The following is a 23345-nucleotide window of genomic DNA, read 5'->3' on the forward strand; positions in this document are numbered from 1 at the left end:
GGTAGGCCGGGTGGGAGACGATGGGTTTGGTGAGAGTTTGCGATCGCAGCTCCAAGCCGAAGGTATTGACACGAGATCGATTCAGGTAAGCGCGCAGCAGCCTTCGGGAACAGCGCTGATTGCAGTAGCTGCTGACAACAATCAAATCATTGTTGTACCAGGGGCTAATGGTGAAGTTAGCAATATTGAATTAGAACAGCTAGCTGCCTATTTTGAACAGGCAAAAGTATTGTTACTTCAGTTCGAGATTCCCTTAGAGATTGTGCAGAGGGCAGCAGCGCTAGCGCATGAGGCTGGTCTAGTCGTGATCGTTGATCCAGCGCCCGCTCAAGGGAAACTGACCAGAGAGTTTTGTGAGCATATTTCTGTGTTGACGCCGAATCAAACGGAGGCGGAGCTGCTGACGGGGATAGAGGTGGTGGATATGGAAAGTGCGATCGCAGCGGCGACCAACCTGCATCAGCAGGGCATTGAGACGGTGATTATCAAGATGGGGAAATTAGGCTGCGCGTGTGTTGGCAAAGTAGGCACCTTTGAATTGCCTGCTTTTGCAGTAGATATGGTAGATACGGTGGCCGCTGGCGATGCTTTCAATGGCGGGCTGGCAGCGGCGATTTGTGATTCAAAGACGGCTGGTTCAGAGGCAGCTGGTTCAAAAACGGCTAAGATCCAAGCAGCAGTTCGCTATGCTAATGCCGTCGCAGCGCTGGCGGTTACGCGCTCAGGGGCCCAGGATGCAATGCCCACAGCCGCTGAGGTCAAAGTTTTTCTAAGCACTGTCTAATCATCGATCGGCTAATTACCTAAGTAACGTTTGTTCAAGTAACGTTTGCTCAAACCTCGACTCAAGTCCTTTACAATCAGCGACCTCAGCATAGAAAATCACAAATAGTTTCTAGAAGGTATCGTTATTCTAAAGTTAGGGGAAACTATTTTTGATGACACAGGCTCAATCTTCAAAGGGAAGGCATCTCCTCGCTATAGAAGAAATTCCTTCAGCATCTCCAACTTTTCCGGCTTATTTTGTGGGCAGCACTGCTCCTAATAATGTAGAAGATGGCGTTGGGAAAGTTGATAATCCGCAAGATCAGATCAGTCGGATTGCTGCTTTTTTGAGCGCGCAGAAAAATCCAGAAATTCTGATCGTGGTTCATGGCTACAATACCGCACTGGGTAGTTTTGCCACTGCTCGTTCGCCAGGTACGGACACGAAAGGATGGTATCAAGATATTAGAAATCATATTGCTAAGCGCTGCGATCGCCGACCCAAAGGATTGGTATTGATTGGCTATCGCTGGCCTTCCGAACAGATCAACGGCAGTGCGCCAGATACAATAGGCAACAAACTTCGATATGCGCTGCGATCGCTACCTGTTGTTCTCAAGGTGGTTTCGACTGTGGGCATTGTGCTTTTGGCCTTAGCTGTCATTGGCACTTTGAGTCATCAGGCAACTCAACCCGTATCGCTGGGCATTGAGCTAGTGGCGATTATGCTTGCTATCCTAGCCACCTTTCTAGTCGTGCTGGTGCTGACGCTCTTCTTGTTAAGGCTAGTTGGATACTTTCGAGATTCGTATCGGGCCAGTAACTTTGGGGTGCCAGATTTAGTGGAGCTGATTCGACAGATTGATAAAGCTGTACGGGCTAACGATCCTGAGCGAGATTGGTCTACGGGCGATCGCATTAAGCTGTCGTTCATTGGTCATAGCATGGGCGGATTTGTTGTGACCAACGCCGTTCGTATTCTCTCTGATGTTTTTGATCTCGAATCAATCGGTAGCCTAGGCACTGCTAACAAAGCTAAAGCCCCTTCTTCCAAGATTGGTAATGTTTTCTCGCTGGGGCGGCTGGTGCTAGTTTCGCCCGATATTCCGGCTGAGACGATTATCTCGGGCCGAGCTAATTTCCTGAGCTCATCGCTGCGGCGGTTTGAGGAAACTTATCTATTTAGCAACGAAGGCGATATGGCACTTAAGCTAGCCTCTACTGCGGCTAACTACGCCAGCTTTCCGGCCAGAACCCAAGAGGGTGGCTACAGACTGGGCAATGTGGTGGTGCGATCGCCCTATTCCAAAGGTAAAAGCACCCCTCAATACGGCATTGTCAACTTTGATGCGAATGCGCCGACAGGCGAACAGCTCAGCGATGTCCAAGCGCGAGCCGAAGGCGGCTTTGAGCCGAAGAAAATAGCCTACAAAACCGCTAACAAGATCGGGGGAGGGACAGTCGCCGTATCATCATTTCTAGAATATCTACACACGCTGAGTGATACGCCTTTAAGCCATCGACAACGAGAGATTTTGGAACCCGAACAAAAGCCGATTGCAGAGCTCTTCACCGTTTTTGACTGTACAGATTACTACGAGTTTTCTGATAGCACCCAAGGAGAAAAGTCTGAAAAGATAGGACTGCTGAGCTATGGCCTGCAGAAGCGATCGCTTAATTTTGTCGACTATGTGTTTTTGACGATTGGCATGATCCGAGGCAAAGTTGACACTCACAGCGGATACTTTTGTACCGGCGATCTAGAACAGCCAGAGCAACCCGAAGCTTACGTAAGCAAGCAGCTAATCTACGGGCTGGCCTGTCTAGGCTTCAAGCGCTTTTTAATCTCTTTATCAGCGGAGGTAGAAGAGTGTGATTCGCCTACGACGGCGGCGACCAAAGAACTACAAACGCTTTCGCAACTCTGTGAGGCTCGTAATATTCAGGTGTTGCTAGCGGCTGAGCGATATAACCGTGACGTTTTGGGGGTTGTGACGGCGGGCGATCGCATTGGCTATTGAGCACTATCTAGCACTGCTAGCAATCATATTCATCCAGGAGACGCTATATTCTTGGTGATGGTCGCCATCTCTCTCTTCCCAGATTTGTTATTTTCCTAAGACTTGATCAAAACAGGCGTAAGGTGTTCAGGACTGTCTGCTAGCATCATTGCCACTACCCCTATCTCATAGGCGCGTTCGATCGATTCGCCTGCGCCCAAAGCATCATAAAAACCAACTGCAAACTCAATAGCGGCGCGATCGCTGATTGCCTGATGCATGCCAATTACATAGGGAATATGCTGTGCGATCGCCTGCGCCTGTCGTTCTGAGTAACAAGCATTGAGCACTACGCAAGACAGGGACTGATCGAATAGTTTAAACAAGGCGCACAGCGCTGCTGTCGGCACCAGCTTAGCTTCTCCGGTAGCGGTTTCTAAAATCAGTCCCTCTAGCCTGGGCTGTTTTACCATCGACTGACTGATAATCGGCTGACTGATATCAGCGAAACCAATGTCGCGCTTTGGTTCGGCAGAGGGTATTTGTTCTATTTTGTGAGCGGGCTGACCAATGCCATGACCCGAAAAATGAACAATGCTAGGCGTGTGATCGAGCATCGCTCGCTGCAAATCTCTAGGACGCACTGCCCACTGCTGTTTAAACTCGAAGCGATCGCGATGTTTTGAGCGCCGCAGCCCTTCGCTAATTTCTCGGACTTCTTCATCTAAGCGTAAAGGGTTGGTTGCTACCGGGTTTGCGGCCAAAAATAGGATTACTTGTGTTTGAGACGCCGCTTCGGGACTAGAAGAGCTAGAGGTTTCTGTAGCCGCACTATTGTAATAGATCGAGCCAGAGCCTACCGCATTGGTCACTGTGCTGTTTGAGAAGTTGAATGTGTTGTTTGCCGGTTGAGGACTGGGCTGAGGATCAGAATGAGGATTGGGGTGAGTCATGGGTTGATTGGGGGTGGGTGGTTTAAAGGGATAGGTACGGAGGACAGGGAATGGAGGGTTCAGGCTGTGAGGATGGCGATTGCTCCTTGGATAGCGGCTGCGATCGCCTTTTCTGGCAATGCTGCTAAAATTTGGTCCTTTTGCTGTATCAACAGTTCAGCAAAGGCCGGGTCGTCACCCGCTTCAGAGATCAAAAGCTGCTGAATCAGTTCGGTTTGAGTGGCGGGCGTAGTGGCAATCTTGAGAGTTTGCAGCCGCGCTAGGAGAACGCCCACCGCATCGGTCGTTTGCACCGCGTTAGCGTTAGGATTAACTAGCGCTCGAACTTGGTTGGCGGCTTCGGCATAGCTGATCTCTCCAGAGCCAGCCAAATTCGTAATAGTACTGCCCGTAATCGAGAAATGGTTGCCAAATGACTGCTGACTCAACCCCTTAAGTGCTTCTGCCTGGCTGCTAGTGACCCCAGCTAGCTGTTGTACTAGCTGTTCACTCGCTTCTAGCCGACTCTTGGTTTCTTCATATTCCTTGTAGATAGAGTCTTTGAGCGCTGTCTCGATAGCTGCCTCCGCAGAACCGTTCGCAGCAGTGTCGGAGGAGACAGGATGACTAGATGAATTAGACAAATTGAGTCTTTGGGCAATCGAACTAGCCGTCAGCGCACTGGGGTTATTGACTTTGACCACCCATAAATTTCCCCGCTGCTCAATGCCTTTAATCTCGATCTCTAGCTCTGGCGCTTCTGCTTCTAGCTTGTAAAAAGCTAAGCTAAGGGCGTTGTAGTCCAAATCTCCTTTGAAGATTAGTTCGAGTAAATCGGCTGGCTGTTGAAAAAGAGCGGCAAATTCTCCTACTTCAAAATCTCGGTCGGCGGGGTATCGCTCGGCGGGTTGATTTTCTATATATTTTTTATAAACGTAGTCGCACCGAGCCTGGGTAAAGCGGGTGGCATTGCTAACACTCCAATCCTCAATGCAGATGCCAGTTAGATCGGCTTGACTAAAGTCAGCTTGAGCGATCTGAGCCCGCACCAAAATACTGCCTCGTAGGTCTGCTTTACTAAGATCCGCACCCGTGAGATTGGCATCTGTCAGATTGTTGTTTCGTAGATCAACCCCTCGAAAGTCAGCACCTGCTAGCTGCGATCGCACCAAAACACTGCCTCTAAGATCGGCCTGTTTAAAATCGGCTCCCGATAGCTTCGCTTCTGTAAAATCGAAGTCTCGCATATCGGCTGCTTGTAGATACGCACCCTGTAGGTTCAAGCCTTGGAAGTTCTTGTTCTGGCTACAGCCGTGGGTCAACAGCTTTTGTACCCTCAGATCTTCGAGGTCTAAGTATCGATTGTCAACTCTGGCTCTAGAGAGCCCTTGTACTCCTTTCAGGCAGGTTCGATTGAGGTTACGGGCTCTAAAGTCGCTGTTTTGTAGCCCCGCGCCTTGAAAATTCATCTCACTCAAGTCCAGACCGTAGAAAGAAGTTCCACCCCAAGAGCCCAAGATCAACGCCCACGATCTGATGGCTTCTGGGGAACGCCAGGGTATATTTTGACGGCGATTTAAACACCACCCACCAACCGTTAACAGCACCGTCGAGCCGATTCCGCTGAGTATACTGATAATACGTACGAAGCTGGGCGAAGTGGCTTCTATTACTAAGAAGGCACCTAAAAGAGCGCCAAGTGCGATCGCACCCACCCAAATCATCCTCGCTATCTGAGCCGATTCGAACAGAATATCAACAATTGCAAAGGCAAGGCGTGAGAATCCCAAAAAGAGATTGCAAATCAGCCAGTACACCAGAACGGTCGCCGCTACTGAAATCAAGAAATGTTCATCTCGAATAGTGTTAGAAAGCACTAAGCCGAAACCCATAATTTGGACTAGGACAATGCCTGCGGTAACGGCTAATAAACCTTTGCTTGTCCCCAGCCAGACAGTTACTACCAGCCAGGCAGCTACAACAATAGCTGAAAGCATATAGAGCAAGCGATCAGCGGTTGTATCGTTGTTGGATATAATGCCTGTGCCCAAAGTTGCAAACACTGCTCCACAGATCAAACTCAAGACGAGCCCAATGACTACCAGACCTAATAGAAGCTTGATTTTTCTACTGATCTTTTGTCCAGCGATGGTGTTGCACAGCTCAAAGGTCAGATTTTTTTGACTGAATTGTTGTCCTTTTATATTTCTCCTTGAGACTCTCAACATAGTTCTTTTAGCAATAGCTTTTTAAAGGCAATTTTCCAGGAACATTTTACAAGAAACATTTTTTCAAGTAGCATCTCGATATGCTATTTCGTGAGTCTATCAGAAACTTAGCTGACGATATCGCCAGATGTCTTGCTTTTGACCGCCACTACTTCCATATATCAACGTCATGGCTAAAAGAGGGGGTAATTTCATGTACAGTTCGCCACAGTAGTACGTAACTTTTAACAATATTTTTGTTAAGTCAACAGGCGATTCTTTCCACCGTAGACAATATAAATGAAGATGCCGCCGCACTATAAGACACGCAAAGCTCTACCGCTGCTATGAAAAAACCTATAGACAATTCTTCTCACCTAACCTACCTGCTACAGGGTGTACTCCCAGACAAGCTTGAGAAATATATCAAGATTTCTGCTCGAGGCGTTATGAGTGAGAGTGCAGAAAGTTTTGGATTAGAGCGGCTAGAAACAGTAGCCGCTATACTTAGAGGCCGTTTGTCAGTTCAGTCAACCCGGCTGCGATCGCTTTCAAAAAACAACGATAGTCTGCTACCCCCTTCCTTCTTAGAGACTGTTGCTCAACGCAGTACTGCTGTCTGTCGGATTGCCCGATACTTTTCTCTAGAGAGCTTTCAAAACAGTTTAGAAGCCTGGATTGAGACTGTTGACGACATCCGCGCTGAGAATTTAGTTGAAGTATTCCACCTGGATCTAGAGAAGATACTCGCTAGGAATAGTGACAATGACAGCCAGCTAGCGTTTCAGCAAGAGATTTATGTCAGCTTGAAAGAGATGCTAACAGAAATGTTAGATATTCCATCAAACGTTGCGGAGAAGATTTTCCCAAAGGACTATACTCAACCATTCAGTTCCGAAGACGGAGGACAGCCTAAAAAGATATTAATCTCACTATTAAAAGCATTAAGAAAGATCACCGTTTCGCAGCTTACCCAAATCAATCCGATCGCGATCGGAACCGGCTTTCTAGTAGGCGACTCTCATCTAATGACTAATCATCATGTCGTAGGAGAAGTTGAACAAGCTAGAGAATGCGTTGCCCAGTTTAACTATGTCAAAAACGCCCTTGGAACTAATCAGGGGCGTATTGAGTACGTCCTCGATCCTGATCTGTTGTTCATCTCGAATCAAAAGCTAGACTATACGCTCGTTCAGCTCGAAACAGATATCTTAAAGAAGAAACCTGGCTACAGTTTTAATTGGATTCAACTAATCAGTAACAGTGCTAGCGTACTTCCTGGGATTGACGCACACACTCGGGATAAACTATGCAAGCACCATAAGCTGCCTGACAGTCTACAAGAGATAGAGGGCGATCGCGTTTTCATCATTCAACATCCCGGCGGTGAGTATCAAAAGATAGACCTAGGTAGCGGCCACGTTTTGAGCTATCAAGATAACGGATTACTCAACCATTTTCTTCGATACAAAGCGGCTTCAGATTTCGGCAGTTCTGGTGCGCCTGTGCTGAATGCTCGTGGAGAGTTGATTGCGCTGCATCAGGCTGTCATGCCCAGTAATCCTGGGCAAGGAAAGGCTGAAAAGCTAACGTATCAGGGCATTCGCATTTGCCACGTGATCAAAGACTTGCAGCGCCGCAGTGTCGAAAATCTCAAGCTGAAAAGCTTTATTCAAGACTTTGTGCTGACTGCTGAGGAACTTGACTATCCCGCGCTTCCCACCGCCTTCGAGCTAGATGGCGGCGATCAAAGCTATATAGACCTTCTTGGAGCCGACAGCCCTTCTAAGCAGTTCGAAGATCCAGATGAATTCACTCTAGAAGCCTGGGTGCATCCATATCCACAGAATACGGAGGGCGTTATTTTTAGCCAGCTCTATCGCGAAAAGTGGTTTGACGAAGTTGAGCAAGACGCTATTTTTGGTCAATACGTGGTGGCCTTAAAGGTTACGGCAGATCGCCAAGTATTGTTTGAGAGAAAGCCCTTCTGGCCGGTGTCGTCCTCTAATTTCCCTCAAAACGGCTTGCTTTATCCCCTCATCCAAACTGACTTAGAACACACAGCAAAAAGGCACCCTTTTGAAGTTTTAGCTTTAGAGAACAATGACGATACCGACATCATTATTCATAAAAACAAAGAAGATCGAGACAAACTTAAAGCTCTAAAGTGTATTCTCTGCTGTCTGGGTTTGATTCCTCTAGGGAGATCAGATACTTTCTCTATCAAAGAATTTTCAGAGACTATATCTATCACAGATCCTAGCAACGATCCTGTTCTTGTACAGGCTATCAAAGATTTCAACGGCCTTAGGCCGTCAGATCCGCCTAGCATTCAAGATGAGGATGGCACTATCAGAATTTCGCTAGCAGCTAGGGATCTCTTCAAAAGGAAGGGACTGTTTTTAGGTGCAGGGATCAAGGAGTCTGGACAGAATGAATCGGCAAAGTTCAGAGATCACTTCGGGCCTAGAGTTTTTGAGCTACAAAAATGTCTTGCTAGTTTGGATTGGGACTATTTATCAACAGAATGTAAAAGATCGTCATTTGATCTGGAAGTGCCTTTGCATGGAACATACGATTGGCCAGAGAGCTACAACGCGCCAGAAACTTATCAACAGCATCCTAACAAGACATCTACCGCAGTGTGGAAACTACAAATGTCTGATTTCCAAAGCGGTCGGCCCATCTTTGGCACACTTTGTTTAGCCGCCTTAGAAAAAGCAAAATCTTACGAAGTATTGACTAGTCAAAAGCTGCCGATCGGTCAATTTAGTCACGTTGCGGTTACCTACGATCAAGATACTCAAGAGATGTATATCTACATTAATGGCCAAGTCGCCTGTCGAAGGTATATCGGCCAGACTAGCCGGGGCTATATCCAACGAACCATAATTGGTGCTGACCCAGTCGAAGCTAGTTATAGAAAACAGTCGACGTCCAAAAAGCTAAAAGCTCATTACCGAGGCGCAATTTCTGAGCCTCGGCTATGGAAGATAAAACTCTCTCGCGAAGATATCTTGAGTAGAATGCACTCTCGACTGAGGTACGAAACGTCTGGAGCCGATCTAATCAGGTATTGTCGACCTGAGGAAGATATTGCGTTGGCGCTGTCATCACCGACTACGCTGAGGCAGGAAACCTCTGCATCGCTATCAGCAATATCGGCTCTAGGAAAACAGTTCAAGCCACAGGTCAAGCCATTGAGCCCTCGACTGTTTCCTGCGCCCCCAATCGCGGTCGGCCTACAGATTAGCGACGTAATTCCCTTGCAAATTTCTCCCGAGAACTTCATTCAAGGGCCAGATACTTCAGGATTAACTGTTGAGCTTTGGGTGAAACCTCAGTGCGGCAATGGCGCAATCCTAAAAGGAACAGATGCTGCTGGCAATACTTATTTACTCAGTTGGGCCAACGGTAAAGTTAGAATAGCTCTTAAGTTTGATTCACTAACAGCAACTGTTGAAACGCAACCGCTCGGCCTGAATGCACCGATTTGGCACCATATTGCCTTCTCATGGGATGCTAATGCCAACTCAAAAGAGATTCGCGTCTATATAGATGGCAAGTTGAAACGATTAGGTGTACTAGCTGCTCAAGTCGAAAGCATTCGCTATCGAGCGGAGCATCGGCCCTTTGTGAAGCTAGCCGCTGATAGGTTTGAAACGAGCAGCCAAACCATTGAGATTCTACCGTGTGAAGCTGAAGGCCCGTCAGACTTTTGTGTTCTACTAGCTGAACTGAGGATTTGGAATTTAGTACGCTCTCAAGATAGGATCGTAGCGCGACTAAATCAACGCCTTGGTCAAGACCCAAACGGCAATAAAGGATTAGTCGGCTATTGGCGATTTGACGATCTAGCCGATCTGCCAGTGACGGATGATCCTAAATCGGTTTTTCCTATCCCTAAGACTAGAGAACTTCACTTTCTAGATTTAGGCGCTGATCATGACTGGGCAATAGAGAAGCTTAAGCAGCTCTATTCACTAGGTCTGTTTAATTCTTTTTTAATAGATGATTGTCTAATAGATAGCGTTCTATTTCGTCCTAATCACAAGATGAAGCGACAGGAACTTGCTGGACTGTTGATCAATGCTTTTGGGGGCCGGTTCAACGAGCAAAGAGCAAGTATGATCGCTGAGTTCCAAGACATTGAGGACTCTCAATACTCATCAGATATTGAATATGCGTGGAAACTAGGTATGATCTCCGGGGATGCGGAAGATAACGCCCTGCCAGATGACAACCAAGCGCGTCTCTCTCGTAAATTCATCAGAGAGATTATCTTCAAGCCTGATCTGTGGCTTGATAGAAGCACCGTGGCCGTCTCTTTATTAGCCGCATTGAGAGACAGTAAAAGAAACAGCAAGAGGAACATCAAAGGGAATAGTCTTCGCCTGACGGGTGCAAAGACAAACCAACTACGCGAGCTCAAAATACTTGTTAGCCAAGCCCCTAAGTCTGAAATAACCGATTTGGGTGCGTTTTTAGCTGAGGAAGCGACTAGAATTGAGATCGCGATGATGCTTTACCAAACCCTGACGCATTTGGATGATACGCTCAAGCCGCTCGACGATGAAAATCACGTTTTGTAGCGAGATATATGGGAGATCTATTGCGATCGCCTCACGCTTGATTCAGATCGCTTCACCCCTGTTCAGTTTGGGTAGGTAGCTTACGGCTTAACCCTTTCGTCTTCCTGCTTGAAGCTCGCATAATAGGGCTAGTACGAAGAGGCGATCGCACCTTTATGCAAACTGAATTGGTCAAGACCACTGATCTATCGGCAGCAGACAGATCCAGTATGTATGCCCTGCTAGAGAGTCACTTCGACGGGGCAACGTCGCAGATATTTGAAACAGATCTAGCACTGAAAAACTGGGTATTGCTACTAAAAGACGACAGTCTGGCGCTGAAAGGCTTCTCAACCATGCTGATGTACGATGTGGCCTTTGCAGACAGGCTGCTGACTGTGGTGTTCTCGGGCGATACGATTGTAGACCCTAGCGCCTGGTCAAGCTCGCTGCTGTCGCAGGCGTGGGTGGCAGCGGTCAATCAGCTCCGCACGCATTACAAAGGGGAAAAGCTTTACTGGCTGCTAATCTCATCCGGCTTTCGGACCTATCGTTTTTTACCGACGTTTTGGCGAACTTTTTATCCTAGGCACAATCGGCCCACGCCACCAGAGATGCAGCGCCTGATGCAGTTTTTGAGCCAGCGTCAGTTTGGAGAATGGTACGACGCTGCTGCTGGTGTCGTGAAATTTCCAGCGCCGCAAAGATTGAAAGGACATTTAGAGGGAATTCCAACAGAACGGTTGAGAAATCCTCACATTCGTTTCTTTGCTCAGCAAAATCCAGGCTATGACAGAGGAGATGAACTGGTTTGTTTGACCGAAATTGCGGCTGAGAATCTGACGAAGGCCGGACGACGTATGTGGTTTCAAGAAGTGGCGATTGTCAATGGCGTCGCCAATAGGGAGAAGGTAAAGTGATCTCAGCAGAAACAAGCTCAGCGAAAACAACTAGAGAAACAAAGAAAGCAAATCGATCTTCCTATCGAATTTTCAATCAGGCTGAACACTTTGCTCTAGGCTGGTATTGGGCCATGCGATCGCAAGATCTAACCACCAAGCCGCAGCCTCTGACCTTACTCGGCAGAGAGCTTATGCTCTCGCGTAACTCATCCGGTGAGCCAGTCACCGTTGATGCCTATAGCCCTCTAGAAGCACACAGCCCTCTAGAAGCATATATAGAGCCAAAAAGAGAGAGAACGTCTTGGCCAACCGCAGAGAAGTATGGACTCATCTGGGTATGGACAGGCGACGATCAGCGAGAAATCAAACCGCTACCCTACGTACCAGAGCTACACAATTGTGACTGTGACAGCATTATCAGCGGCGGTATCTATCGAAAATGCCATCCAAACGTCGTTTTGATCAACGCTATCGACGCGCACCATTTCAACTCTGTTCATAATCTTCCTATAGAGGTTCAGTTTGAAACTGAACCACTTAGCAACAGTGCTCTTCAGTTTCACAATACGACGCGCGGTGGAGACGATTCCATATTTGTTCGACTCATCCGACCGCTTTACCAAAATGAAGTGACTTACAAGCTTTGCTATTGGTATGGCAGCACGGGCACCGTCACCGTTGGGCCTGATTTCTTACACTTTTATCTAATGTTTACGTTTCGACCTACGCAAGATGGAGCCGCAGAAGGGCAAATATTGTTGATTACTCATCGCCGGGCGGGTCTGCTCGGGTGGTTGTTCAATCGATTGTTGTTAGGCATCACGTGGCTGGTCGCTAGCTACTTTGCGCTGGGCGATGGTCATGTGTTTGACAGTATTAAATTTGATCTTAAAGTGCCGCTAGCCGCCGATCGTTCAATTCTCCAGTTCATCAAACATGTCGAGAAGCAGCCTGCCCTCACCTGGAAAAATTGGAGCCTCATGAAATGATTCCTTCACTCGCAGGATTAGAATTGTGCTCGCTAGAACCAGAGCATAAGCTGAAGAAAATATTGGCCTCGGCATTAGAGCAGGGGTCGGTGCAGGGACCGCTACAGGGATCAGTGCAGGACTCGGTTCAAAGATTAGCCCAAAAGTCAAAACAAGAGTCTTTAGCATCGATAGAAGCAGCGCCAAAGCCGAGCTGGAACGCAGCTTATTTCGACCTTGAACCCGTTTCACTTTTTCAAGAATCTTCTAGATCACAAAAAGCTCAAATCTTGAATATATTAGGCCAGTCACTGTTGGCTGAATCCTATGCAATCGAAAAGGCAGGTATCGGCTACATGGCCAAGATGACACTGTTGGCCGAAACGATCGAAGAGAGAATGCTCTACGCGCTATTTAGCGCAGATGAAGCCACTCACCTAGCGCAGTTAATGCCGTACATGGAATCAAATTCAGCAGAAGAAGATTCCTTTTTACGGCTGCTATCAGACTTTCTGCAAGCAGCCGACCGCTCAGCGCTAATATTTGTCATCCAAGTTGTCTTGGAAGGCTGGGGACTGCATCACTATCGCTCACTCAGCAAGCACTGCCAGCATCCGGCACTCGCTGATGTGTTTAAAGGCTTTTTGCAAGCGGAAGCTAAACATCATGGCACGGGTGTGACGCTGCTAAACGACTTGGCACTATCATCACAAACTCGAATGAGTATCGTAGAGGCGCTAGCAGGCTTTCTGCAGATAGTACGGATAGGACCACAGAGAGTCGTGGCGGCGATCGCACAGGTAAAAGGCGACTTATCTCGCTCTCAGCGCATTCGGCTGTTGACAGAACTAGAGACTGAAAGGCACAGTGGACAGCGGCTAGAACTATTGCGATCGCTAATCACACCAGTCTCGCCAGAAATCTCTGAGCATTTAGACAAGCACAATCTTTTCTCTCCTTTACCGCCTGAGCGATGCACGTAGAAAATTCGGCAGTATCCAACATATCGGACCCACCCCTGGCCCCTCCCGAGAGGGGAGTTACTTCAGGCTTTGATAATTAAGGAAACCTCCTTCAGCTCTCCAACTCACACATCCAACTCAACCCCTCTTGGGAGGGGTGACCGCAGGTCGGGTGGGTGTCTTGTCTCCGCTCACAACACTTTCTCTTTTTCATGATTACCATTGCAACTCGTCCTATCCTAGATCGAAAAGTTCAGCTCAACTACCGCCGAAACAAACAACAAGATCATACCGAGTGCCTAGACACTGCCGCCCAAAACTTCCGCTACGAAGACTGCAAAAACCGCTACTGGCAGTCTGAGAAATTTTCACTGCTTTATGGCACGCCCCTCTGGGATCAGGCCACCGAAGATCAGCGCCGCATTCTCAATCATCTTTACTGGGTCGCCTACTACTCACAGATTATCTCTGCTGAGATTGCCACTATCTTCTTCAATCAAACTAGTGCCGCTGGGCTCTACGCCCACGAAGGCTTTCGTTCTATCTGCGACATGCTCGACCTAGAATCTTCGCAAGAGCGATCGCACATCAACGCCTTTCAAACCGTCGCTCGCCAGGTAGAAGTTACCCTGTTTGACAAACCGCTTTTCTCCTACCCGATGCGCGGCCCTTTCGTAGAGACCATGATCTTCACCGATGCCAATCGCCTCCAGCGCTGGTGGAAACAGTTGCAGCTTCGTGCCTTTGGACTGTTGTCTGCGGGTAATACATTTCTGGCCTGCCAGTATTTCACCGTGCGCGGACTGCGAACGCTCAATGGCAAGCTGGTACAGCATCAGCTCAGCCAGTTTTGCCAAGGAGATATTGAAGCAGCGCCCATCCCTAGCCAAATCTCTCACTATCACTTCATGGATGAGAGCTTTCATTTCAACAGTTCTACGCTGATTTCGCAGGATGTGATTCATGAGCTGCCCCCGCCAACTGCGTTAGAAAAGCAGGTTGCGAACCTAGGCATTCGCGGCTGTCAAAAAGATCACGGCACGTTTTCTGTGGTGATTAATGGCATCTTTTGGCAGGATGCAGCGCTGTATAAAACTGTCTATCGGCTGTTGCGATCGCCTCTATTCACTCTGGCCCACACCGAAGCTCAGCAGATGATGTGCCTGTGCTTCACCGAGCCTTCCGAAGGACTGCACCAAAGCTATCAAACTCACAAAGAAGCGGTTGCTGCCTATCAAGCATACATCGATCCGCTTAGCTACCTTTGGCCCAGCAATCGCACCATGTCTACTATGTCCACCGCCTCTGTAGAGCGATACCTTACCCACCATAAACGAGCATTACCGAACTTTTTTCGTGCTAATTCTCTTGGTTTGAACGATTGATTTAAATGACTAATTCAAATAACTAATTGACTGTGTTCAATCACAAATATAGCTAATTCTGCCGCACTGATATGTCACCTTCTGTTCTCAAGAATTCTGTTCTCAACAACTCTACTATTTTCAACAACCCTGAAATTGTTGCTAAAGGCTGGTACATTGTTTGCCCTAGCCGCCAGCTTGCCAAAGGAAAAATAAAATCATTTGACTTGTGCGCTCAGCGAATTGCAGTGTTCCGGGGGCAAGATGGTAAAGTTCGAGCGCTAGAAGCCTACTGCCCACATATGGGCACCGATCTAGGCATTGGAGATGTGGTGGGCAACCAGGCTCGCTGTTTCTTTCATCACTGGGCCTTCGACGAGACTGGTCAATGCCGTGATATTCCTTGTCAAAAGCACATTCCGGCGGCAGCGAAACTACAGTCGTATGCAACTGAAGAAAAGTATGGGTTTATCTGGGTGTATCCTAATGCGATCGCCCCGACCCCAGTGGCTGATTTTGACGAGCTCAAAGGCAAAGAAACGGTTGCCAAAGCTGACAAACCGCTCATTCGTAACTGCCATCACCACATCTGTATGATGAACGGTATCGACGCCCAGCATCTCAATACCGTTCATCATCTATCCGTAGACCTAGAACTTTCCTTAGAGCGCGATACGCATCGCAACACGATTGACTTCACGCTCTCTGGAGACATGCCAAACAACAACTGGTACGCACGTTTAGGTCGTCGATTTCTAGGCGATCGCTATGCCTATTCGATGCGCTACGCCCACGGCTGCATTGGCCTGCTCACCATGATGAAAGACGTTCGGTTTTTGCCGCCGCTACACATGCTTTATGCCTACGTGCCTCTGCCTGATGGCAGCACTCGTATTCAGCCCGTCTACGTCACGCAAAAGAGAAAAGGGCCGATCGGCTGGATAAAAAACAATCTCTTACTGCTGCTCACCCGCCTGTGCTACTACGCCCTTCGAGGGGAAGACGGCAAAATATACGACAACATCCAGTTTACCGCTCAAAATCTTCTATCGATCGACCAGCCATTGGTTGAATACATGCGCTATATCAATCAGCTAGTGCCCTCTGCCTGGTCGAGTATCCAACCCTCAGCCTCTGACTCTCCATCATCCTCTAAATCTCCACCGACTAATTCTATCCCCGCTCAGCCAGCTCATGAAATCAAACCTCACGCACTCAACCATTCACTTTCCTAACACCGATTATTCCGCTCTCACGCTAAAGAGAGAAAAACCATTATTCAACCATCTCACTCTGCAAAATTCTCCTATTCTCTTTGGCTGTCGGACGGGCATCTGCGGTACCTGCTTAGTTTCTGCCTGCGGCGATCTCCTTCCACCCAATGCAGAAGAACAAGAAGTTCTAGAAATCCTCGCACCTGATTTACCTGATGCCCGCTTAGCCTGTCAGATAAAGGCTACGGGAGATGTTTCATTGACTTCATTGAAGTTATAGGCTTGAAATTACGGGTATAAGATTATGAGATTTGAAGACTTTTGGTATGTGGTCGCCCTGAGTGAGCAGCTTACAGATAAAGCTGTTTTAGCGCGAACTGTATTGGATGAATGGCTGGTGATTTTTCGCGATCGCAAAGGAAATCCAATCGCCCTACAAGATCGCTGTATCCACCGAAACAGCCGTCTTTCGCTAGGGAAATTGCAGAATGGAGCCATCCAGTGCCCCTATCACGGCTGGACGTACAATGCGCTGGGCGAAGTGATTGCAGTTCCTGCCGAAGGGCCAACAAAACCGTGTCAGCAGCTCACTCGACAAGCCATCAGCTATCCAACTAAAGAACAAGACGGATATGTCTATGTGCGCCTGATCCGAGCTGAAGATCAGACTGAAATAAAACCTTTTACCATGCCTTACTACCGATCTGCGGGCTGGGAGACGGTCAGAGTAATCAATCGCTTTCAAAACACGGTGACGAACTGCGCTGAGAACTTCATCGATATTCCTCATACTGCATCGGTTCATCCAGGTATTTTTCGCAGCGCCAAACAGCAGCAGCTACAGATGACGGTGAGTCGTCGCCAGGGAACGGTCACGGCAACCTACCAAAAAGAAACGACGAACTTAGGCTGGTTTAGCTGGTTCCTCAATCCAAGGGCTGAAGAAATCAAGCACATCGACCAGTTTTTTATGCCTAATATCACTAGCGTAGAGTACGCGATGGGTTCGCACCGTCGGTGCTTTATCACCAGTCAATCGGTTCCTGAAACCGCAAAGTCAACGCTTGTTTATACAGATGTCACCTTCAACTACGGCATCTGGAGCAAGCCAGCTAGGCCGTTTGTGCGCTGGACCGCGCAGCGAATTATCCAGCAAGACGTTGCGGCTTTGAAGATTCAGCAAGAAACGATTGCAAAGTATGGAGAGCGATTTACCCATACGCCGGTCGATACGATTCATGTGTTGGTTGAGTCGATTAGGAATGCGATCGCCCAAAACAAAGACCCGTGTCAGCTTCCTGATAAAACCGCCGAAGTCACTTTCTGGGTATAGCCACCTTCTGGGTATACCCACTTTCTAGGTACAGAAATCATGCTCCTCTCTGACATAGCCATATTTATTGCCTTTTGGATACTGATTGCGGCCACGCTGCAATTGCCAAAGGGGCTACAAAGCCTAGTTCAGAAGTCAGCCGCCGACTGGCTATTAGATATTTGTGGACTGATTATTCAAGGTATCGTCATCCCAGCCCTACAGATTGGATTGTTGTACCAGGGCCTGCATCGCCTCATACCGACAGCAGAAAACTGCCTCAGCCTCTCGCCGTTCGCAGCCTTTTTTATATCCACAGTGCTAGTAGACTACGGTTACTACTGGAATCATCGTTGGCTACACACTTTCGGCTGGCCGCTTCACAAAGTACACCACACCGTCACTCAGCTAGATATTCTCGGATCTTCTCGCAACAGCCTCTGGACTAGCTTTTTCATCCTTTACTTGTGGGTTCACACTCTGATGCTGTACCTGCTAAAAGATCCTACTGGCTATCTCTGGGGAATCAGCCTAACAGCCATGCTCGATCTGTGGCGTCATAGTCGGCTAGGGCCAAATCCAAAAGGTACGTTGTATCGGCTGCTGTCGCCCTGGCTAATTTTGCCGCAAGACCACGCTCAGCACCACTCGCAACACCACAGCGGTAATTTTGGCGCAAACTTAAAGCTATGGGATCATATCCACCACACGGCTATTGACAAAGTCTCTTTCCCAAAGAAACTAGGTGTTGCCACTAATCTTTCTTTCTGGCAAAAGCTGTTCTATCCCTTCGAAGCCCTATGACGCTGCTCAGCACCCTCATGTCTCTTTTCCCTGGCTTGATTATTAGCCTAGCGGGACTTTCTTTCTTAGCACTTTGTGTAATAGAGAGCTGGCTATTCAAAGCCTTGAGTTTAGGACTCTCGCTGTTTGTACTGTATGGACTGCCCGTCGCGGTTTATCAATTGCATTCTCGTTTTTATCCAGTCTGTCCGGGCATCAGCTATCTCAAAAGCAATTCATACTCCGCGTGGTGGGGAAGCCATCAGATTCAAGCAGTCTACGTCGCGTTCCCAGCTTTAGAGTCGGCGCTGAGATTGCTGCCAGGAGTATATTCTGTGTGGCTGAGGCTGTGGGGCGCTAGCGTTGGCAAACAGGTATATTGGACGCCGGGATTAGAGATTGCAGATAGAGGCTTGTTGAGCGTAGGCGATCGCGTCATTATCGGCAATCAGGTCGGCTTCTACGCCCACATCGTCAAACCAAAAAAAGACAATCTGCTGCTCTACGTCAAGCCGATCACCATCGCAGATGATGTTTTTGTTGGTGCCTGGTCAAAGCTGGGCCCTGGCGTCGTAGTCGAAACTGGCACCTACCTCCCCGTGGGCAGTTACCTATATCCTAATCAGAGTCATGGGCAAAAGGAACAATCGCCAAAGAAAACTTAAAAGGAAGCCTAAAGCATGAACCCGTTTATAAAAGCCTTTGGACTGTTTCTCTCACCAACTGCTCGAAAGTTTCAACAGGCTCTAAGTCAACCTCAGCGAGTCCAAGCAACGGTTCAGAAACGTCTAATCCAAAAGCTGAAAAACTGCGAATATGGCCAAAGATACAACATTCGCACCCGTGCTGACTGGCATCGCCTTCCTATCGTCAGCTACGAAGATTTACAGTCCTATATTCCAGCTCATTCAACAGATTCGCAATCACTACGCAAAGTGCGAAACAGCTCGCTGACACCCGATCCAATCCTATTCTACGAACCCACTTCCGGTAGCAGCGGCCCAATCAAATACATTCCCTACACCCGCTCACTCCGCAAATCTTTCAACCATCTTTTCTGTATCTGGGCACATGACCTCATTACCCACGGCCCCGCCTTCTCCACCGGAAAGTTTTACTTCTCTATTTCTCCTAGCTTTAGTAAGACTTCCTCAGCCGGAACCGCAGACGACAGCGACTATCTCGACCCTTGGCTCCGCTGGCTGTTGAGTCCATTTTTAGTCATAGCGCCGCTGGCCCCTACGCCTGAGTCCTTTAAGGATAATCTCGCTAAAACACTGCTTCAGTCGGAACAGCTAGAAATCATTTCTGTGTGGAGCCCTAGCTTTTTAACTGCTCAACTAGACTATATTCAACAAAATCAGCAGCGTTTGTGTGAAGAGTTAGGCGATAAGCTTTCGGCGGCGCGATCGCATCTCCTCTGTCAACCAAACATCCCCTGGTCGCAGCTCTGGCCCAATCTAAAACTAATCTCTTGTTGGGATAGCGTTACCGCCGCAGACGGCGCAGCAGGATTGCGATCGCACTTTCCCAACACGCTAGTTCAAGGCAAAGGACTCCTCGCTACCGAAGCGCCTCTCACCGTTCCACTCATTGCCGCCAAAGGTCACGTTCCCCTACTGGGCGAAGTCTTCTTTGAGTTTGAAGATAGCCAAGGTCGATGTCATGAACTGCACGAACTAACAGTAGGAGAAACTTACGAAGTCATAATCTCGCAGATGGGCGGACTGTATCGGTATCGGATGGGCGATCGCGTTCGGGTCACTCACTACTTTTTACAGACACCCTGTCTAAAGTTTGTAGGGCGCGGCAAAGGCATCAGCGATCTAGTTGGAGAGAAATTAAACGCTCAGTTTGTTAGTCATGTACTGAATCGCTTGGAACTTTCGGAAGCGAGTTTTCAGAGCCTAGTGCCTGTGCGAGAGCCCAAGCCACACTACGCGCTGCTGCTAGACCGGGCTGAAGGGGATTTGGAGGCGATCGCTCAGCAGCTAGAAACCTTGCTTTGCCAATCTTATCACTACAAACTAGCCCGACAGCTCGAACAGCTAGATTCTGCGCGTTTGTTTGTTTCAGCTAATATTGCTGAGATTCTCTCTGCGAAAAAAGCAACCTCTGGACAAAATTGGGGAGATATTAAGCACGAAAAACTAGAAGCTGCTATTCGCAATTTAGCGTGGGGCATTAGCGTGTACTGACCTTGCTTCTTTTGCAGTAAAGACAAAACCACCGATGGTTAGATAAGCAGTTTTTCAGTAACTGGGCTTACCCGCAGATAAAGAGACAATTTGTCAGCTACTTCCCGATGCAAGATAATCCTTTTTAGGTGTTGTAATAAGACATTGATTTGCTCTAGAATTCAAAAACATCTAGGATTAGGTTCTTTTCATTATGGACTATCGCGATATTATTACTATCGAGTCAGACAAACGAGGTGGAAAACCTTGCATTCGTCAAATGCGAATAACAGTTTACGATGTTTTAGGCTGGCTGGCTGCGGGAATGTCTGAAGAAGAGATTACTGATGATTTCCCTGAGTTAACTGAAGTAGACATCAGGGCTTGTCTTGAATTTGCTGCTGACCGGGAGCATCGTCTAGTTGCTGTAGTAACGGCTGCTTAAACACAATTTGAAACTGCTATTCGATCAAAATCTGAGTCGTAAGCTGGTCGGCCAATTATCAGATATTTTCCCAGAGTCTAGTCATGTTCAGCTTCATAGCTTAGAGGAAGAATCAGATACAGCCATTTTGGGAGTTCGCTAAGCTGGGCAACTACTGTGTCGTTACACAAGATGCAGATTTTGCGGAGAGAAGCCGTCTGTACGGCTCACCCCCTAATGTTATATGGTTACGATGCGGAAACGCACCTACTCACCAAGTCGAAGCTCTCGTTCGCGCCGGGGAAAATGCAATTCGAGAGCTATTGGTTAATCCTATGATTCACTGCCTGGAACTGTATTGAAAGAGCGTGCTGTGTGATCGCTTCCATTCAGCTAATATCTACTCAATCTCCATCTCAACTTCTCCGGTCTGCTCGTTCATAGGAATATCTACACGAATGCTCAACTGAATAACGCCTACGTTGATGGTGCCTGTGAGCGCTGTTTTTTCAGCAGGTATTTTCCTCTCATGGATTTGTTCTACAGCGATTTGAAAAGCACTCATTGTCTGGTCGATAGAGCTGCGTAATGCTTGTTCAGTCGCTTTTGACGCGAGTCCATGAGTACCAACAGCAGTATTCTTTGCTAGCTCGACAGCCTGATTTGAAACTTGCCCACTCGCCTTTTGCAAGCCCTCAAGATGTACGCCTGGTAGCTTCCATCGAGACTTTTTCTCTTCGCTCTTCTGAGCCGTGAGATCTGATAAAGATTCACTCATTAGGTTACTGACCTCATGAACAATAATGGTTGAGTACTGTCAGTCTTCCCCATCAGCTATATGAGCATCAACTATATGCATCCGACTCCAGGCTAGATTGCTTAGCTTTAAGGTCAGAACTAATAAGGCTACCCATAGCTGGACAGCTCGGACAATTAGCCTCTTCATGCATCATAATCTCGCGGTCAGAGTAGGTCACGACGGAATCAGGGTAGCTAGGTAGCTCTTCCAAAACAATCTCACCAAAAAGTACCCTTCAGGGTACAAATACGAATCTTTAGGGAAAACCGATCGAATACCCTGTAAATCTTATATATCTATATCGCTGTCAATTACCAAAAAATCAATGATCACTGTCCTGAATCGAAATTCACTCAAACGGTATCTTGGCCTGTTTCTAGCTGCCTTGCTAGCCAGTAACCTATTTGCCCTGCCTGCGGCCAAAGCGCAAAACAGTCCTTTTTGTGAAAGCAGCCAAGCCACAGAAGATCTCATTCAAGGCCGCAGCTATGGAGATCCTCATATCTCAACTTTCGATGGGTTTAACTATAGCTTTCAAACCGTCGGCGAATTTATCTTGACCCACTCACGCGATCGCGCCTTTGAAGTCCAAACCCGCCAAGCCAAAGTCCCTAACCGAGACAACCTATCGCTGAACACCGCCGTAGCGATGCGAGTGTGCGATCAGCGCGTAGGCATCTACATCCAAGACACACCCAACGGCAGTAGCTCACCGGTTTGGGTAGATGGTCAGCCCGTCAGTGTCAACGATGCCTTTTCGTTAGATAACGGCGGCGAAATTCAGCGCCAGGGCGATAGCAACTACACCGTCATTTGGCCCAGCGGTGAGCAAGTCGCTATCAGAGTCATTACCGTCAGCGGCGCTAGATTTCTAAACGTGATGCCGATGGTAGGCCGCCAGCATAGAAATCAAATGTTTGGACTGCTCGGCAACTTCAACGGCAACGACAGCGACGATCTGATCAGCCGCGATGGCACGATCCTACCCGCCCGTTCCACCTACAGCGTTGCCTCTAATACGCTTAGCCGCGCTCTCCCCGCTGCTATTCCTGTCGCCGAACTAGAAACCGCCTACTTCGAGCAGCTCAATCGTCAGTTTGGCGATAGCTGGCGCGTTACTCAAACCGAATCTCTCTTTGACTATCCAGCAGGCGTTACGACAGCCTTCTTCACCAACCGCAGCTTCCCCAACCAAGTCCTTACTCTCAACGGCGTTAGTTCAGCAGATCTAGAAACCGCCGTCACCGAATGCGAAGCCGCTGGCGTATCAGCAGAGATGATGGATGGCTGTGTCTTTGACGTGGCTGCTACTGGCAACACCGGCTTTGCTAATGCCGCTCTCAATGCAGTCGCCAACGTTGTTGTTGATCGCGTCACCGATCGCGCCATCAACGAAATCGAAAGAGCCATTCCTCTACCTGGCGGTCTCCGCTTACCCTTCTAATTCGCTCAACCCTTCTAAACAAACAAAACAACAAAGCTTAGGCAAATTTTTTTACAAGAGAAAATCTGTCCGAGCTTTGTTTATTCGCTTAGGAAACTGAACCCTCCTTTGAGAGACTGACTACACTGCTCTACCCCAACAGGCTGAGCTGACCATCGGTTTGTTTAGCCTTACGTTTTTGACGGTTCTTCTGGCGGGCGACTGTCTGCCTTTTTGGGTTCTCTAGCCAGTTGCCGTGAGTGACGAACCAGGTACGCAGAACTTTTGACTGCTGTTTGTCTAAGTCGTCTAAGTCTAGGGCAGCGGGAAACAGGCTGTCGGTGTCCTGTTGGGCCCAGTTGACGTCGCTGGCGAACAGATCGGCACCGAAAGGTGTGACATCTTTGGGCATCCGAGTAAGTAAGGGTTTGATGTCTGTGGCGTGGATGATGTGGTGCCGCAGATCGTCGATGCGTTTGGCTCTGCGATCGCGTGCCTGCCCATAATCTAAAATGGGCTCAGGATATCCCTTCACCTTTGGC

20 protein-coding genes and 1 pseudogene are annotated in these 23345 nt (G+C 48.2%); 17 read left to right on the forward strand and 4 right to left on the reverse strand.

Annotated features, from left to right (window positions below; all coding sequences use genetic code 11):
• Nucleotides 1–784 (forward strand): PfkB family carbohydrate kinase (locus tag IQ256_RS22275; protein ID WP_193857894.1); only part of this gene is annotated, 784 nt, incomplete at its 5' end.
• 154 nt (nt 785–938) lie between these two features.
• On the forward strand, nt 939–2786 hold the full coding sequence (locus IQ256_RS22280) for an alpha/beta hydrolase (protein WP_193857895.1): 1848 nt from the start codon (nt 939–941) through the stop codon (nt 2784–2786).
• Between the two features lie 95 nt (nt 2787–2881).
• Here the strand turns inward: IQ256_RS22280 and IQ256_RS22285 are convergent, their stop codons facing one another.
• Both IQ256_RS22285 and IQ256_RS22290 read right to left on the reverse strand, forming a co-directional pair.
• Nucleotides 2882–3718, reverse strand: a complete 837-nt coding sequence (locus IQ256_RS22285) for a CHAT domain-containing protein (RefSeq protein ID WP_193857896.1) — start codon at nt 3716–3718, stop codon at nt 2882–2884.
• A 59-nt stretch (nt 3719–3777) separates the two neighbouring features.
• Nucleotides 3778–5925: a pentapeptide repeat-containing protein gene (locus tag IQ256_RS22290; RefSeq protein WP_193857897.1), complete on the reverse strand. Its 2148-nt coding sequence runs from the start codon at nt 5923–5925 to the stop codon at nt 3778–3780.
• Between the two features lie 326 nt (nt 5926–6251).
• Between IQ256_RS22290 and IQ256_RS22295 the strand changes: the two genes are divergently transcribed.
• From IQ256_RS22295 to IQ256_RS30135, 14 genes are all read left to right on the forward strand, one after another.
• Nucleotides 6252–10496, forward strand: a complete 4245-nt coding sequence (locus IQ256_RS22295) for a LamG-like jellyroll fold domain-containing protein (RefSeq protein ID WP_193857898.1) — start codon at nt 6252–6254, stop codon at nt 10494–10496.
• Nucleotides 10497–10651: 155 nt separating this feature from the next.
• A complete protein-coding gene (locus IQ256_RS22300) occupies nt 10652–11395 on the forward strand; it encodes a hypothetical protein (RefSeq protein ID WP_193857899.1) in 744 nt (247 codons plus the stop codon).
• Complete coding sequence (locus IQ256_RS22305; RefSeq protein WP_228025166.1) at nt 11392–12366, forward strand: aromatic ring-hydroxylating dioxygenase subunit alpha; 975 nt, start codon at nt 11392–11394, stop codon at nt 12364–12366. Before IQ256_RS22300 ends, IQ256_RS22305 begins: the two co-directional genes overlap by 4 nt.
• Nucleotides 12363–13328 (forward strand): ferritin-like domain-containing protein, encoded by a 966-nt coding sequence (locus tag IQ256_RS22310; protein WP_193857900.1) that lies wholly within the window; start codon nt 12363–12365, stop codon nt 13326–13328. The genes IQ256_RS22305 and IQ256_RS22310 overlap by 4 nt, the downstream gene beginning before the upstream one ends.
• A 191-nt stretch (nt 13329–13519) precedes the next feature.
• Nucleotides 13520–14692 carry a P-aminobenzoate N-oxygenase AurF gene (locus tag IQ256_RS22315; protein WP_193857901.1) on the forward strand — a complete coding sequence of 391 codons (1173 nt, stop codon included), beginning with the start codon at nt 13520–13522 and terminating at the stop codon, nt 14690–14692.
• Nucleotides 14693–14763: 71 nt separating this feature from the next.
• Complete coding sequence (locus IQ256_RS22320) at nt 14764–15906, forward strand: aromatic ring-hydroxylating dioxygenase subunit alpha (RefSeq protein WP_193857902.1); 1143 nt, start codon at nt 14764–14766, stop codon at nt 15904–15906.
• Nucleotides 15866–16165, forward strand: coding sequence for a 2Fe-2S iron-sulfur cluster-binding protein (locus IQ256_RS22325; protein ID WP_193857903.1), 300 nt, complete (start codon nt 15866–15868; stop codon nt 16163–16165). Before IQ256_RS22320 ends, IQ256_RS22325 begins: the two co-directional genes overlap by 41 nt.
• Nucleotides 16166–16189: 24 nt before the next feature.
• Nucleotides 16190–17218, forward strand: coding sequence for an aromatic ring-hydroxylating dioxygenase subunit alpha (locus IQ256_RS22330; RefSeq protein WP_193857904.1), 1029 nt, complete (start codon nt 16190–16192; stop codon nt 17216–17218).
• A gap of 39 nt (nt 17219–17257) precedes the next feature.
• Nucleotides 17258–18001 (forward strand): sterol desaturase family protein, encoded by a 744-nt coding sequence (locus IQ256_RS22335; RefSeq protein WP_228025167.1) that lies wholly within the window; start codon nt 17258–17260, stop codon nt 17999–18001.
• Entirely contained in the window at nt 17998–18645 is a 648-nt protein-coding gene (locus tag IQ256_RS22340) for an acyl transferase (RefSeq protein ID WP_193857905.1), read from the forward strand. The genes IQ256_RS22335 and IQ256_RS22340 overlap by 4 nt, the downstream gene beginning before the upstream one ends.
• Before the next feature lie 15 nt (nt 18646–18660).
• A complete protein-coding gene (locus IQ256_RS22345) occupies nt 18661–20178 on the forward strand; it encodes a GH3 auxin-responsive promoter family protein (RefSeq protein WP_193857906.1) in 1518 nt (505 codons plus the stop codon).
• Between the two features lie 193 nt (nt 20179–20371).
• Nucleotides 20372–20602 (forward strand): DUF433 domain-containing protein, encoded by a 231-nt coding sequence (locus tag IQ256_RS22350; RefSeq protein WP_193857907.1) that lies wholly within the window; start codon nt 20372–20374, stop codon nt 20600–20602.
• Between the two features lie 7 nt (nt 20603–20609).
• Nucleotides 20610–20744: a DUF5615 family PIN-like protein gene (locus tag IQ256_RS30130; protein WP_255516230.1), complete on the forward strand. Its 135-nt coding sequence runs from the start codon at nt 20610–20612 to the stop codon at nt 20742–20744.
• A gap of 1 nt (nt 20745) precedes the next feature.
• Nucleotides 20746–20943 (forward strand): DUF5615 family PIN-like protein, encoded by a 198-nt coding sequence (locus IQ256_RS30135; RefSeq protein WP_255516231.1) that lies wholly within the window; start codon nt 20746–20748, stop codon nt 20941–20943.
• 38 nt (nt 20944–20981) lie between these two features.
• Here IQ256_RS30135 and IQ256_RS22360 read toward each other — a convergent pair whose 3' ends face one another.
• A complete protein-coding gene (locus IQ256_RS22360; protein ID WP_193857908.1) occupies nt 20982–21359 on the reverse strand; it encodes a hypothetical protein in 378 nt (125 codons plus the stop codon).
• A gap of 346 nt (nt 21360–21705) precedes the next feature.
• Here IQ256_RS22360 and IQ256_RS22365 point away from each other — a divergent pair, with 346 nt between their 5' ends.
• A complete protein-coding gene (locus tag IQ256_RS22365) occupies nt 21706–22824 on the forward strand; it encodes a VWD domain-containing protein (protein WP_193857909.1) in 1119 nt (372 codons plus the stop codon).
• Between the two features lie 130 nt (nt 22825–22954).
• Here IQ256_RS22365 and IQ256_RS22370 read toward each other — a convergent pair.
• Nucleotides 22955–23345: pseudogene (locus IQ256_RS22370) on the reverse strand (deoxyribodipyrimidine photo-lyase); the annotation flags it as partial.

The sequence above is a fragment of the cf. Phormidesmis sp. LEGE 11477 genome, assembly GCF_015207105.1.
Lineage (GTDB): Bacteria > Cyanobacteriota > Cyanobacteriia > Phormidesmidales > Phormidesmidaceae > Phormidesmis.